The sequence below is a fragment of the Agarivorans sp. OAG1 genome (assembly GCF_037076485.1).
Taxonomy (GTDB): domain Bacteria; phylum Pseudomonadota; class Gammaproteobacteria; order Enterobacterales; family Celerinatantimonadaceae; genus Agarivorans; species Agarivorans albus.
In genome coordinates, this window is the sequence record NZ_AP028990.1 from 463,249 (window position 1) to 476,554 (window position 13,306).

General features: G+C 44.5%; 12 protein-coding genes. 7 read left to right on the forward strand and 5 right to left on the reverse strand.

Annotation, left to right across the window (positions count from 1 at the left end):
• Window positions 1-161 precede the first annotated feature (161 nt).
• From OAG1_RS02255 to OAG1_RS02265, 3 genes are all read left to right on the forward strand, one after another.
• Complete coding sequence (locus OAG1_RS02255; protein ID WP_016402098.1) at window positions 162-1,094, forward strand: sugar ABC transporter permease; 933 nt, start codon at window positions 162-164, stop codon at window positions 1,092-1,094.
• Window positions 1,094-1,945, forward strand: coding sequence for a carbohydrate ABC transporter permease (locus OAG1_RS02260; RefSeq protein ID WP_016402097.1), 852 nt, complete (start codon window positions 1,094-1,096; stop codon window positions 1,943-1,945). The genes OAG1_RS02255 and OAG1_RS02260 overlap by 1 nt, the downstream gene beginning before the upstream one ends.
• 71 nt (window positions 1,946-2,016) lie before the next feature.
• On the forward strand, window positions 2,017-3,246 hold the full coding sequence (locus OAG1_RS02265) for an extracellular solute-binding protein (RefSeq protein ID WP_016402096.1): 1,230 nt from the start codon (window positions 2,017-2,019) through the stop codon (window positions 3,244-3,246).
• Between the two features lie 66 nt (window positions 3,247-3,312).
• Here OAG1_RS02265 and OAG1_RS02270 read toward each other — a convergent pair whose 3' ends face one another.
• On the reverse strand, window positions 3,313-3,852 hold the full coding sequence (locus tag OAG1_RS02270; protein ID WP_016402095.1) for a YfaZ family outer membrane protein: 540 nt from the start codon (window positions 3,850-3,852) through the stop codon (window positions 3,313-3,315).
• A 279-nt stretch (window positions 3,853-4,131) separates the two neighbouring features.
• On the opposite strand from OAG1_RS02270, the gene aqpZ reads away from it, so the two are divergent.
• Window positions 4,132-4,830 (forward strand): aquaporin Z, encoded by a 699-nt coding sequence (aqpZ, locus tag OAG1_RS02275; RefSeq protein WP_016402094.1) that lies wholly within the window; start codon window positions 4,132-4,134, stop codon window positions 4,828-4,830.
• Between the two features lie 200 nt (window positions 4,831-5,030).
• Window positions 5,031-6,098 (forward strand): TRAP transporter substrate-binding protein, encoded by a 1,068-nt coding sequence (locus tag OAG1_RS02280; RefSeq protein ID WP_338623587.1) that lies wholly within the window; start codon window positions 5,031-5,033, stop codon window positions 6,096-6,098.
• Window positions 6,099-6,152: 54 nt separating this feature from the next.
• Here OAG1_RS02280 and OAG1_RS02285 read toward each other — a convergent pair whose 3' ends face one another.
• A complete protein-coding gene (locus tag OAG1_RS02285; protein WP_338623589.1) occupies window positions 6,153-7,106 on the reverse strand; it encodes an NADPH:quinone reductase in 954 nt (317 codons plus the stop codon).
• A 1,025-nt stretch (window positions 7,107-8,131) separates the two neighbouring features.
• Between OAG1_RS02285 and OAG1_RS02290 the strand changes: the two genes are divergently transcribed.
• Window positions 8,132-8,572, forward strand: a complete 441-nt coding sequence (locus OAG1_RS02290) for a hypothetical protein (RefSeq protein WP_338623591.1) — start codon at window positions 8,132-8,134, stop codon at window positions 8,570-8,572.
• An 11-nt stretch (window positions 8,573-8,583) separates the two neighbouring features.
• Complete coding sequence (locus tag OAG1_RS02295; RefSeq protein WP_338623594.1) at window positions 8,584-9,750, forward strand: acyltransferase; 1,167 nt, start codon at window positions 8,584-8,586, stop codon at window positions 9,748-9,750.
• 73 nt (window positions 9,751-9,823) lie between these two features.
• On the opposite strand, the gene OAG1_RS02300 is transcribed toward OAG1_RS02295, so the two are convergent.
• The 3 genes from OAG1_RS02300 to OAG1_RS02310 all read right to left on the reverse strand — a co-directional run bounded on the left by OAG1_RS02300 (window position 9,824) and on the right by OAG1_RS02310 (window position 13,301).
• Window positions 9,824-10,405 carry a DNA-3-methyladenine glycosylase I gene (locus tag OAG1_RS02300; protein ID WP_338623596.1) on the reverse strand — a complete coding sequence of 194 codons (582 nt, stop codon included), beginning with the start codon at window positions 10,403-10,405 and terminating at the stop codon, window positions 9,824-9,826.
• Window positions 10,405-12,030, reverse strand: a complete 1,626-nt coding sequence (locus tag OAG1_RS02305; protein WP_338623598.1) for a succinylglutamate desuccinylase/aspartoacylase family protein — start codon at window positions 12,028-12,030, stop codon at window positions 10,405-10,407. The genes OAG1_RS02300 and OAG1_RS02305 overlap by 1 nt, the downstream gene beginning before the upstream one ends.
• 74 nt (window positions 12,031-12,104) lie before the next feature.
• Complete coding sequence (locus OAG1_RS02310; protein ID WP_338623600.1) at window positions 12,105-13,301, reverse strand: methyltransferase; 1,197 nt, start codon at window positions 13,299-13,301, stop codon at window positions 12,105-12,107.
• Window positions 13,302-13,306 lie beyond the last annotated feature (5 nt).

The following is a 13,306-nucleotide window of genomic DNA, read 5'->3' on the forward strand; positions in this document are numbered from 1 at the left end:
ACGTTTACTTGTCACAATTTTTGATCTAAGTTTGATTATAACAATAGTTAATTGACTGCTCGTAAGGGTGGTTAAAATTGCTGAAATGCGATGTGTATCAAGGGTAAACCGCTATTTATAGCTATATTGTTTGATACCTGCAGGCAAATAAGGAACATGGAATGGCGTCGAGTTCTTCAAATAAATCTCCAGAAAATGCTGTTAATTCAGCCTCTGAGTTGGTTGCGGGTAAACGATTACGCGCTAGTGATGTCGCACCTTGGATGTTTTTAGGTCCGGCATTAATTATTTTTTCCATTTATGTGTTGTTTCCAGTTTTAGAAAGTATCTGGCTCAGCTTTTTTGAATGGGATGGCCTGGGTGAAAAAACCTTTATTGGGTTTGGAAACTACATTGAATTGTTCGACAGCGATCAGTTTTGGACAGCCTTAACTAACAACATTATGTGGATGGTGTTGTTTATGTTGGCGCCGCCTATGGGCTTAGCTATTGCACTATTTCTTAACCAGCAGGTTTACGGAATTCGCCTGGTAAAAGCTTTGTTCTTTTTTCCCTTTGTTATTTCGCAAGTAGTTGTAGGTTTGGTGTTCTCTTGGTTCTACGACCCAAGCTTTGGTGTTTTGAATAGTGTGATCACTTTCTTTGGTGGCGATCCGGTTTCTATTCTAGCCGACGAAGACTTGGTGACTTACGGCATTATCGCCGCCGGGCTTTGGCCTCAAATCGCTTATTGCATGATTTTGTACCTCACAGGCCTCAATAACTTAAATCATGAGCAACTTGAAGCTGCGCGTTTAGACAACGCCAAGGGCTGGAAAATGCTGTGGTACATCGTGTTACCGCAATTAAGGCCAGCAACGTTTATTGCCATTGTGGTAACCGTGATTGGCGCGCTACGTTCATTCGACTTAGTGGCCACTATGACCGCGGGTGGGCCGTGGGGCAGCTCAACAGTATTAGCATACATGATGTATGAAGAATCAATTTTCAACTATCGCATGGGTTACGGCGCAGCGGTGGCTGTAGTGCTATTTTTAATTATGGATATCTATATCGCTTACTTCTTGTGGCGGATGATAAGGAGTGAGAAATAATGTACCCACGTCCTATAGAAAAGGCGTCTGCCTTCACTAACATTAGCTACCGTGTGGCATTGCCCATTTCGATTGTATTGTGGCTGCTGCCATTGCTAGCAGTAATGGCAACCTCGGTGCGTTCGCTTAACGATATTAACCAAGGTAATTACTGGGGCTGGCCAAGTGAGTGGATGTTAATTGAAAACTACACTCAGGTATTTACTTCAACGCCGATGTTCCAGTACCTGATGAATAGCTTAATCATTACTCTACCAGCAGTAGCCGGTTGTGTAGCATTGTCTACCATGGCGGGGTTTGCTCTGGCTAAATACAACTTTAAAGCCAACATTTGGATCTTTGCCACCTTTATTGCGGGTAACTTTGTGCCGTTTCAGATTTTGATGATTCCGGTGCGCGATTTAACCATTCAGTTTGGTTTATACGATACTCACTGGGCGCTTATTTTATTCCATGTGGCCTTTCAAACAGGGTTTTGTACCTTGTTCATGCGTAACTTTATTGTTGGCTTACCTACTGAGTTGATTGAGTCTGCGCGGGTAGAAGGCGTGAGTGAATTTAAGATTTTTTGGCACATTGTATTGCCATTGGTAAAACCGGCTACAGCAGCGTTAGCGGTACTGGTGTTTACCTTTATTTGGAACGATTTTTTCTGGGCCTTAGTACTGGTGCAAAGCGATGAAGTGCGACCAGTTACCGCCGGTCTCAGTGCGTTGCAAGGTCAGTGGTTGGCATCATGGCAGTTGATCTCAGCTGGTGCAGTAGTAGCGGCCTTACCTCCGGTCATACTATTTTTTACCATGCAACGTCATTTTATTGCTGGGTTGACCCTCGGGGCAACTAAAGGCTAAACACACCCTCAAGCAATAATGAGGGAAGTAAATAAATCCTGCTCAAGGACAACAAAACTAAAGGAATGTAAATGATGAGTAAACTAAAACAATGTGGTCAAGCCTTAGCGCTAGCTACTTTAATTGGTGGCTATGCTAACGCTGGCGAACTGATTATTAACTCTGACGCTTCTGACCCTGCACCTAAAGCCGCATTTGCAGAAATCATTGCTGAATTTGAAAAAGAGTACCCAGACATTAAAGTGAAGTACAACTTGTACGATCACGAAGCCTACAAAACTACCATTCGTAACTGGCTAGTAACCTCGCCGCCAGATGTTGTGCATTGGTATGCAGGTAACCGTATGAAAGCCTTTGTTGATAAGGGCTTGTTTGAAGATGTGAGTGACCTTTGGCAACAAAACGACATGGCTGCAGATTTTGCAACAGCTGCGCCTGCGATGACTATTGATGGTAAGCAATGGGGTGTTCCTTATACCTACTACCAATGGGGCATTTACTACCGTAAAGACATTTTTGAAAAATATGACATCGAAGAACCCTACCTATGGGAAGAGTTAGTTGAGGCGTCTAAAATTCTTAAAGAGAATGGCGTAGCGCCTATCGCTATTGGTACTAAGTACCTTTGGACTGCCGCCGGTTGGTTTGATTACATGAACCTTCGCGTAAATGGTTTAGATTTCCACATGGAATTGATGGATGGCAAAGTGCCTTACACTGATCCTCGTGTTGTGAAAACCATGGAAAAATGGAAAGAGATGATTGAACCTGGTTACTTCTTAGAGAACCACGCATCCTACTCGTGGCAGGAAGCACAGCCGTTCTTATACAACGGTGAGGCGGCTATGTACTTAATTGGTAACTTCATTACACCTAACTTCCCAGATGAAGTGAAAGATAAAATGGGCTTCTTCCAGTTCCCTATTATCGACCCAACGGTAGGTGTAGCAGAAGATGCACCGATGGATACCTTACATATTCCAGCTAAAGCCAAAAACAAAGAAGATGCTAGAAAATACCTAGCGTTTATGGCGCGTCCTGAGAATCAAACCAAAATCAACAAAGCCTTATTACAAATTCCACCTAACAAAAAAGCTAAAGCTGAGGACAATGAGTTCTTAAATAAAGGTGTGGCAATGTTGGGTTCAGCTTCTGGTACGGCACAATTTTACGACCGTGATACTGATCCTGCTATGGCTAAAGCCGGTATGAAGGGTTTCCAAGAGTTTATGGTACACCCAGATCGCTTAGATAAGATTTTAAAAGGTCTTGAGAAAACACGTCAGCGTACGTTTAAGTAATCCCAGATAAACTTCCTTAACTACATATCCATAATAAAAAGCCCTGTTTAACAGGGCTTTTCTTGTTTAGAAGTTAAAGGCTGCACCAATATACAGGCCCTTAGTAAAATCTAAATCGGGTTCGTTAGCGTAACGGAATTGAATGGCGCGATAGCCAAGGTATACATCTGCCTGCGGCATGATTGAGTAAGCAATCTTGGCGTCTAAATCGTAGTAACGGTTTAGCTCGCTGCTGGTTAATACCGAAGGAGCATAATAAGCGCTGCCCGATATTTTTAGGTTTTGGGCAACGGCAATGCTGTAATCGCCTCCAATGGCAAAGGCATGTGGGTTTTCACGGTGGTTAGCCCACAGCTTGGTAAATTTTGCGCCAATGGCAAATTTATGGATGTCTTGTTGGTGAGTCGCTTTTATGCCGAAATCTGCTAAATCACCCTCTGGGCGAGAGTACATGTAGTTAGCTGACATCTCTGCACCAGGTGCAATTTGCGTTGCAAAACCAGTTTCAAAAACGTCGTTATTGAGATCAAACTTAATTGAACTCGCCAAGGCTGCGGTACTACTTACAGCGAATAGACTCGCCGCTAACAAAGAACGCTTAAACATAATTCTCCTACAATAAGCTCTAATCAGACAAAAACGCGGCGATCATACCATTTATCTAAGTTATTATCTGATTACATTGCATTTATCGAATATAAAATCTAACAAACTTAAATCTTCCGGTTATTTAAACAAGCTGCTTAAGCGCTGCGTTAAGCTTTTAAAACAAAGTAAATCACTTATCTGTAGCAAAAATCAGTGACGATGCTAATTGTGGCCTATAGTTAGGCTGCAGCAAGATGACTTGCATTTGTCACTAAATGTTTGAAAAGGAGAGCAAACATGCCGTTGTTTAATCGATTAATTGCCGAAGGGATCGGCACGTTTTGGTTGGTATTAGGTGGATGTGGTAGCGCTGTTTTAGCCGCAGCCTTTCCCGAAGTAGGTATTGGTTTAGTAGGAGTCTCGATAGCCTTTGGTTTAACCGTGCTGACTATGGCTTTCTCTATTGGCCACATTTCCGGTTGCCACTTAAACCCTGCCGTTACCATAGGTTTAACGGTTGCTGGGCGTTTTTCTAAAGTAGATGTGTTTCCTTACATTTGTGCCCAGTTACTGGGTGGCTTTGTGGGGGCGATTATTTTGTATTTAATTGCCAGTGGTAGCGGTGATTACGACCTAGCAAGTCATGGTTTGGCCAGCAATGGCTACGACATGCACTCACCGGGTGGTTATACATTAGTGGCCGCATTGGTATGTGAGATAGTGATGACCTTTATGTTTCTATTCATTATTTTAGGTGCCACCGATGAACGCGCACCAGCGGGGTTCGCCCCTATCGCAATTGGCCTGGGTTTAACTCTTATTCATCTGATATCTATTCCGGTTACTAATACCTCGGTTAACCCAGCACGAAGCACCGCCCCTGCGCTAATTGAGGGTGGCATTGCCTTGGGGCAACTTTGGTTATTTTGGGTAGCGCCTATTATTGGGGCTGTGTGTGCTGCACTTATGTACAAGCAAGTGTCGGCTAAAAACTAGCTGTTTATTCGGTTCAACACTTTAAAGCCTTTCTTATTTGAAAGGCTTTTTTATTGCGCTCGGTTTAGGGCTTAAACGCAGTATGAGTCAGGCTAAGGCTCTGTTATCATTCTGTTAATGAAACTAAAGTATGACTTTAGGTTTCAGCGACACAACATAATAATAATCACTAAAGTACTACCTACACATAAGGATTTATCATGAGAAAAGGATTGCTCTGTTTTACTGCGTTATTGGCGAGCTGTTTTTCTATTAATGCTATTGCAGAAGGCAAGGTTTATAAGCTTAAGCTAGCTGAATCTTGGCCAACTAAATTCCCGTTGCTTGATACTGGGGTGCAACGTTTTGCCAAAATGGCCGAACAGATGTCGGATGGCCGGCTGGTGATTCGTGTTGATTCTGCCAATAAGCACAAAGCGCCTTTGGGTATTTTTGATCTTGTAAAAAGCGGTCAGTACGACATGGGCCACTCGGCGTCTTACTACTACAAAGGTAAAGTGCCTAACACCATGTTTTTTACCACCATGCCTTTTGGTATGACGGCGATGGAGCAACACGCTTGGTATAGCTATGGTGGTGGCAAAGAACTAATGGCGAAGGTGTATGAGCCTCATAACTTGCTAACCTTTCCAGGTGGCAATACTGGGGTGCAAATGGGCGGCTGGTTTCGCAACGAAATTAACAGTGTAGATGATCTACAAAATCTGAAAATGCGTATCCCAGGTTTTGCTGGTGAAGTGCTGGCTAAACTAGGCGCTACGCCAGTGAACATTCCGCCAGCTGAGTTATATACCGCACTTGAGCGCAATACTATTGACGCCCTTGAGTGGGTTGGGCCTTCGCTAGACTTACGCATGGGTTTTCACAAAATTGCCCCTTATTACTACACTGGTTGGCATGAGCCAGGTTCAGAGAACATGTTTCTTATGAATAAAAAGAAGTTTGAATCTCTACCAGCAGATTTGCAGGCCATTTTAGAAACGGCAATGCGCGCCACAGCCTTCGATATTTATGTAGAAGCCACAGCAATGAGCACCAATAACTGGGCAACCATGTTGCAAGAATACCCAGACATTAAAGTGCGCACCTTTCCTAAAGAAGTTCTCACTGCATTGAAAAAAGCCAATGATGAGTTGCTAGCGGAACACGCCGCTCGTGATCCATTGGCTAAAGAGATTATCGAGTCGCAGCAAAGCTTCACTGAAAAAGCGCGTGCTTACACACTTATTTCTGATCTTGGTTACCTAGAGAGCACTAAAGATTTGTAAATAGCGGATAATAAAAAAAGCGGCTTAAGCCGCTTTTTTTGTACTTGATATTGGTTACTGGTTAATTTGAATAACAATGTTACCAGTAGCACCTGCTTGCATAACTGCTTGATGGGCTAAAGTGGTGTCGGCCAACTTAAAGCTTTGGCTTATTACTGGACGTACAAAACCGGCTGTGGCACCTGCATATATTGCCGAGTGTATTTGAGTGAGCTGTTTGCTATCGGCATTTGCTAGCGCCATACCCATTACGCAGGCGTCTCGCGCCATTAAATCGCGCGGATTAATTTCTACGCTGCCGCGACTACCTATTATTACTACTCTTCCACCTTTATTAAGCAAGGGGAGGTCATCGCCTAGGTTTTGATTTGCCAGCATCTCCAAAATGACATCAACCGCTCCGGCTTGTTGTATTGCTTGGTAATGTTCTATTTGGTGGTGATTGGCCACAAGGTCTGCACCTTGTTGTTTCAATAAGGCTAAACCTGCGTCACTACCTGCAGTAGCAAACACTCTGCATCCTGCCGCTTTGGCTAATTGAATTGCCGCCAAACCTACTCCGCCACTAGCGCCATGAATCAATACTGTTTCAGCTGCTTGAACCTTGGCGCGAATAAACAAAGCTCGCCAAGCTGTTGCGTAAGGTGTGCCCAAACAAGCGCCTTGTTCAAAGCTTAAGCCATCGGGAAGGGCGTGAACTTGCTGTGGGCTAGCTAAACATAATTCAGCACTGGCGCCACTTATGGTGCCTGCACAATACACGCGTTGCCCTAACTCGAAGCCTGTTACCTTAGCGCCCAACTGGACAATAGTACCTGCGGCGTCTTTTCCCGGAGTATGGGGAAACGTAGCGGTGTAATTGTTAGTACCAGCAACGATGTAAGTATCTACAGGGTTCACGCCAGCGGCCTCAACCTTTATGAGGATCTGCTCGGCATTTGCTTGTAAGTCGTCAATTTGGTTAAGGCTAAGTGTGTCGCCATGATGTTGAGCTTGGATAGCTTGCATTGTTACTCCTTTTATTTAGGGGCGTTGTTTTTTCCTAGCGTAGCTCAATTAATTGCAGGAAAAGCTGAGAGAAGTAACAGCTTAATGATCTTTTTGCTGTTAGTTAGCAAAGAATTTTTGAATGGCGTGCTAAGAAAAATGTAATGAAAGTGTTTTCAAAGAGGTGGTTTGGTAATTTTATTACCAAAAACTAAATTTAATAATTCAAAAATTAAATTTCATAATACTAAATGTGCGTTGTGTCGCATAAAATTAAAACCGTAAGAGAAAGTTAGTAACAAAAAAAATTTGCCAGAGGTTATTTTCTTTCAGAATCAACTTAAACATAAAGGTGAACATATTATGGAATTATTCGGATTATATTACGCTCTTCGCGCTAAAAACGTTAACAACGAACAAACAGTAGCTCAACGTAGCCGCTAGTTAAACAAGTAACAATAGGAAACAAATTATGTACGATTTATTTGGATTAGTAGCCCTTAACTACTTTGGATACAACAAAACTGAAGAACAAAAACTTCAAGAACGTAGCCGCTAAATTTAACACTAATATAGAGAGAATGATTATGATGGATTTTATGGGTTGGGTTGCACTAAGCTACCTACAAAACAAAAAAACTGAAGAACAACGCATTGCTGAATTAAGCCGTTAATTTCAGAACAACGCTAAACCGAAATAGTTAAATAGAAATAGTTTTACAGTAAGAATGATGTAATCGCCGATCAGGCGAACCGGCTCTCCTCAACCTCCCTGAGGAAGCAAATACAATCCCTAGTAGTATTTTTCAATCAACAACTAGATTTGAATCTTCCCACAACTAATTACTTGAACGTTACAACGTAGATCCCGATTAGCTATCCAACTCGAGATACTCTTTAAAAGCCTCAATTCGAAACAGTTTTTTTTCATGGCGGTACGAATTTTTCTTCGATTTAAGAAAAATTATATTGTTTGCTCGCAAAACCAGTAATCCGGCTGCTTAGCTTGACCTAGTTGTGGAAAACTACACCTAGGAGGCGAGCCTATGTTGAAATCAACACAAACTATCCCATGGTCGTACTTAAGACGTTTATGCTTGCTTAGTCTTGTTATGAGCTTGGCATTGCCTTTATATCGGTGGTGGCTTAATGACCGGCCTAAAGTTGTAGAGCAAGATCGGGTAAGCCAGGATGCCAGTGCCTTTTTAGGAAAGTGGCAAGGCAGTTGGAGTGGTGTGGTGGAATTTACCATTGATTTTAAACACCAGCCTAACGCGCAGCAGATTGAAGTGGTACTGCAACATGTCGCCAACGCTGCTTTGGGTATAGACGACAAGCCTCGGCACTTTATTGCTGATTTTAAACAGGGTGAAGTGTCTTATCGCGATACTGACTACCAAACTCGATATTGGTTTAAAGGAAACGAGTTATGGGCTGAATTAACGGGTAAACAGCACGCTATCACTGTTATGAGTCGAGCAAATTGAGCGGGGGGAACATGCATAGCTTACGTGGTTTCGATGGGATGAGAGCCCTAGCTTGTTTAGCGGTACTTGCGCATCACTTAGCACAACGCTTAGATTCTCATCACTGGTTAGTTAAGGGCTTGCATGCTGGTGAGTTGGGTGTGAGTTTATTTTTTGTGTTATCTGGGGCTTTGCTAGCTTACCCATTTTGGCAAGCGCATTTTTCTGCTCAAACTCTGCCACGCATTAAAGAATACGTAAAACGAAGAGCCGCTCGCATCATTCCTGCGTATTACTTGGTGCTGCTTGTTAGCGTTTTATTAAACATGCTAATTGCGCCTCAAGATTATGCCTTGCCACGTCTATTAGCTGGCTTAAGCTTCATTGCGCCTTATCACTACATTAGTTTTTTCCCGAGCGATATAAACGGTCCGTTATGGTCAATAGGTTTAGAGGTGAGTTGTTACTTATTGCTGCCGCTTTTATTAATGCCGCTGTGGCGGCGTAAAACAGCAAGCCTGAAAGTGGCAATAGCCTGGGGAGTTGCGTTGCTAATCGTAATGCAGTTATTGCATTACTTAATTGTTCTACTTTTTATGACCGACCAAGAAGGTAAAGGTTGGCAGTACGGAATTATTGGCGGAGCAAAACAGTGGCTGCCTTACTGGAATGTTGCCAGTTTTATGGGGCAGTTTTTGTGTGGTGTTATCGCTGCTGCGGGTATTGCTTGGTACGAAAAGCAACAGCAGTTGAGGCATTATTATTTTGATCTGGCTTTTCTCGGTGCCTTTGGTTTGGCTACTTGGATGAGCTTAAATTATTTGGTTCCTGGGGCGCCTAGCCAAAGCCTTGGCCAAGCGTATTTGGCCCCATTGTTTTCGATGTTGTGTGCGGTCGCTTTGCTGGCTGCGCATTTTAGCCGTTACTGCAGTAGGTTGTTAGATAATCGCTTGTTCTCCCACATCGCAACCTTATCTTTTGGTATTTACCTTTGGCACTATTTGATTATGGAGACAATTCGTATTTTATGGGTGCCGGAATACCATTATATGGGCATGGAGGATATCGCCTTTGGTTTGCAAATTGGGGCATTGGTAGTGTGTTTGTCTTGGACTATTGCCGCTTTAAGTTTCTACTTGTTGGAAAAGCCGATACTCAACTGGGCTCGTGGCTTAAACAAGATGAATCGCAGCGCCTAGGGGCTGTTAACGCTATCTCTAGTAGTGATTATGCTCTGCTCCCATGGCTTAGTTGTTATGTTGGCCGTTATTATCAACGGCCTAGCTCATGGCAATCTTGGTATACATGGCAATCAACGAGGTGATCATTCACCATGCCGACTGCTTGCATAAATGCATAACAAATAGTGGGGCCGACAAAATTAAATCCCGCTTTTTTTAGCGCCTTCGACATCGCTTGTGATTCGGCAGTTTCTGTGGGGATGTCGGCCATGCTGGTCCAGCTATTCTGAATGGGTTTCCCGCCAACAAAACTCCACAGGTACTCACTAAAGTCGATGCCTTGTTCTTGCATCGCCAAGTAGCTCTTAGCGTTGCGGATCACTGAGTTAACCTTGAGCTTGTTGCGAATAATGCCGGGGTTTTGCAGTAGTTCTTCAACTTTAGCTTGGTCAAACGTAGCGATCTCGCTAGGCTCAAAATCCGCGTAGGCTTGATAGTAAGTCTGCTGCTTACGCAGGATGGTAATCCAGGATAAGCCCGCTTGCTGCCCGTCTAAGCAAAGTTTGGCGAATAAGTCCTTAGCGTCGTAGACCGGACGACCCCAAACTTGGTCATGATATTGCTGATAGAAGGGGTCATCCCCGCACCATGGGCAGCGTTGCTGTTGGCTCATTATCCATCCTCATCTTCGGGTTGCGGCATGCGCTCTTCCGGAATGGGTTCGAGAACAGGCGCGGGGTCTGTAGCCGGCTGAACAGCTGTTGCTGGCTCTGCTGGAGCCGCTTCGCTTGTGGCTGCAGGCTCTTCAACGCTTGCTTCTTGGTTTGCGCTGTTTTGACTTGGCTCGGTGGTCGTTTCCGGTCCAGCGGCTTCAGTTGCTGCTGGCGTTTGCTCGATTTGCTGCTCGCTATCTATCGCAGGCTGTTCTGCCTGGCCTTCAGCCATGCCTAATTGTTCAGCATTTTGCGCGGCCACTTGTTTCTTAATCTGCTCGCCTTCTTGTTCTAGGTCTTCAATGGTCCGACGCTCACCTAGGTTGAAGATGGCAAAACCAGCACTCACCACCTGGTTCTGAGCACGGCCGATCACCACTGCATTAAAGGGCGAGAAGACCTCTTCTACATCATCAGTAATGGGGTTGGAGATAGTGCCGAGTAGTTGGCCTTTGTTAACTCTAGCACCCAACTCGACCCTGTTTAACAGGATGCCGCCATCACGGGCTCGTAACCATTGCGAGGCATAAAACACCGGCTGCGGTGAAGACCAAAAGAACGAGCGTGGCAACATGTTCACAGAGCTTAAATAACTCTGCACCGCTTTAACTCCTGTATCTACTTGCTTCTCGTCCACAGTGTAGGGGCCACCTACTTCCATCACTACCGTAGGAATGCCAGCTGCGGTAGCTGCACCGCGCAAGCTGCCCGAAGGGGCAATGCTTTGTAGCACCGGAATGGCACCAAATTGGTTGGCTAACTCAGAGACTTCTGGAATGGTTAAATCTGCGCGAAGCTGAGTGAGGTTTTCGCGAAACATCGATCCTGAATGCAAATCAACCAAGCTGTCGCAGTGTCGAATAATGCTATTGAAAAGGCTGTAGGCGACTCGCGAAGCGGTTGAGCTGTTTGGGCTACCTGGGAATGCACGGTTTAGGTCACGACGATCAGACATATAGCGATCTTTGCGAAACAGACCATCAATATTTACCACTGGCACAGAGATAACCGTACCTTTTAGTTGCTCAGGTTCCAGCTGCTTAACCACCCGGCGCGCTATTTCTACGCCGTTTACTTCATCACCGTGTACCGCCGCAGTGATACAAACGCGTGGACCAGGCTCTTTACCGTGTATAACTACCACTGGGGTGGCTAGCTCAAAGCCGCCTGGCAGGTGGCCAGAGTACCAGTCTAGGGTGGCGCTACTGTTTGGACTAAGCTCGGTATTGAGTAAAGACAGTGGCCCCCAAGTTTCTTCCTGTGGCGGTTCTTCGGTAGTTTGGCTGGCGCTGGCTTGGTCTGTTTTACCAGCTACGATAGGAATGATTGGCTTAGGTGGTTCGGGTAAAGCCAGTTCTGCTTGCGGTTCGCTACCGCTGCCTGCTTCAGCTTCAACTGAATCATCTTCTGTGTTTGGCTCTGTTAAGTTCGAGTCTACTTCTACTTGCTGATGGCTAATCTCTGTTGTGGTTTCTTCTATGTCAGAAAGCTTTTGATCGTAGAGTTCTTCATATTGATTTTCTTGTTCTGTCGCAGCGGCACTGAAACAGAAACATAACAAAACCAAAATTAAACGGCGTGACATAGCGTCTCCAAAGTTTGAACAAGCGACAATAATTATCAAGCCGCGAGTGTAGCAATTAAAAGTGTAAACCAGAGTTAGCTGAGCTGCGCCTGTATTAATACATTACGTGGACTGGTTTTAAAGGGAAAAAGTTCCATTAATCCAACTTGATAGCCCTGTTGTTGAAGAAATAAACAACGGTCTAACAATAGCCAACGCTCCATAATAGGACGAAATAGCAGTTGTACTAACTCGAGTTGCCTTACTAACAAGTGGCGTTGTTGGCCTTTTTCCAGGTAAAGCTGTTGATCAAAAGTATCGGGAAAGCCTATTTGATGTTGTTGACAAGCCCACCGCGCAAAGTCTGCAAACTGGGCATCTTGACTGAACCACTGCTTACCAACAGAAGGCAGCGCTTGGTAGTGTTCGGTGTTAGTGAGCTCTTCGCGTAAGCTTTGATAACTGAGTCGCCAGTGTATTTCGCGCTGACGTAGAGTTTGTACTCGCTGCCCAGAGGTGACTGATTGAGCCACCGCCAATCGCAAATCTGTTTTGCTTAAGGTAAGCGCACTTTGCTTAGCCAGCTTTGATAAAGGCTGGTAGTGAGAGCTGTTGATTAAATGATAACAACAGGGGCAAATACTAAGTTTTTGTGGTTTATGATTTGCGGCTAAGCGCAGTAGCTGCAGATGTAACTCCCCACAGGCATGCAAGGCTACCGCATGTTGATTACTTTTGAGGTGCTGTTGGGCGCTTGGCTCAAGTACATCGCAGTGATGAAACTGTTGCGGCAGTTTAAGTTGATTAGCTTGTTGCTGGCCGCTGTCACACAAACTTGCTTGCCACTCTAAACTGGTTATTGGCAATTGATGGTGAAAGCTAATTAAACGCCCTAAATGCCCTTTGCCGGCGCACCACTCCAGTATTGGTAAGTTTTCACCTTGTAGCTGTTCGCTAAAGGCTTGAATTTGTGCTGCCTTTCGCCCCTTTATTCCATTTGTAAACCAAAAAGGGGTCTCCAAATCGGCGTTTTTTGCCGCTTGGGGTTGCCATAGTGCTAAACATGGCTTTAGCTCGGGGAAGTACTTAGCAAACAACTCAACCGCTTGTTCTGGGGATTGTTCAAGTTGTTGAATTTGCGTTGTGTTTAAGTTTTTTACTTGGTCCACTAGCGCGTGGTTTTGCCAAGGTAAACTGTGTTGCTGAAAAGGGCTGAACTGCCAGTATTGCTGGTAGCTTTGGAGTAATTGGTCGTGCTGGAGAAAAAACGCTTCGAGTGATTGATTAAACATAGCGA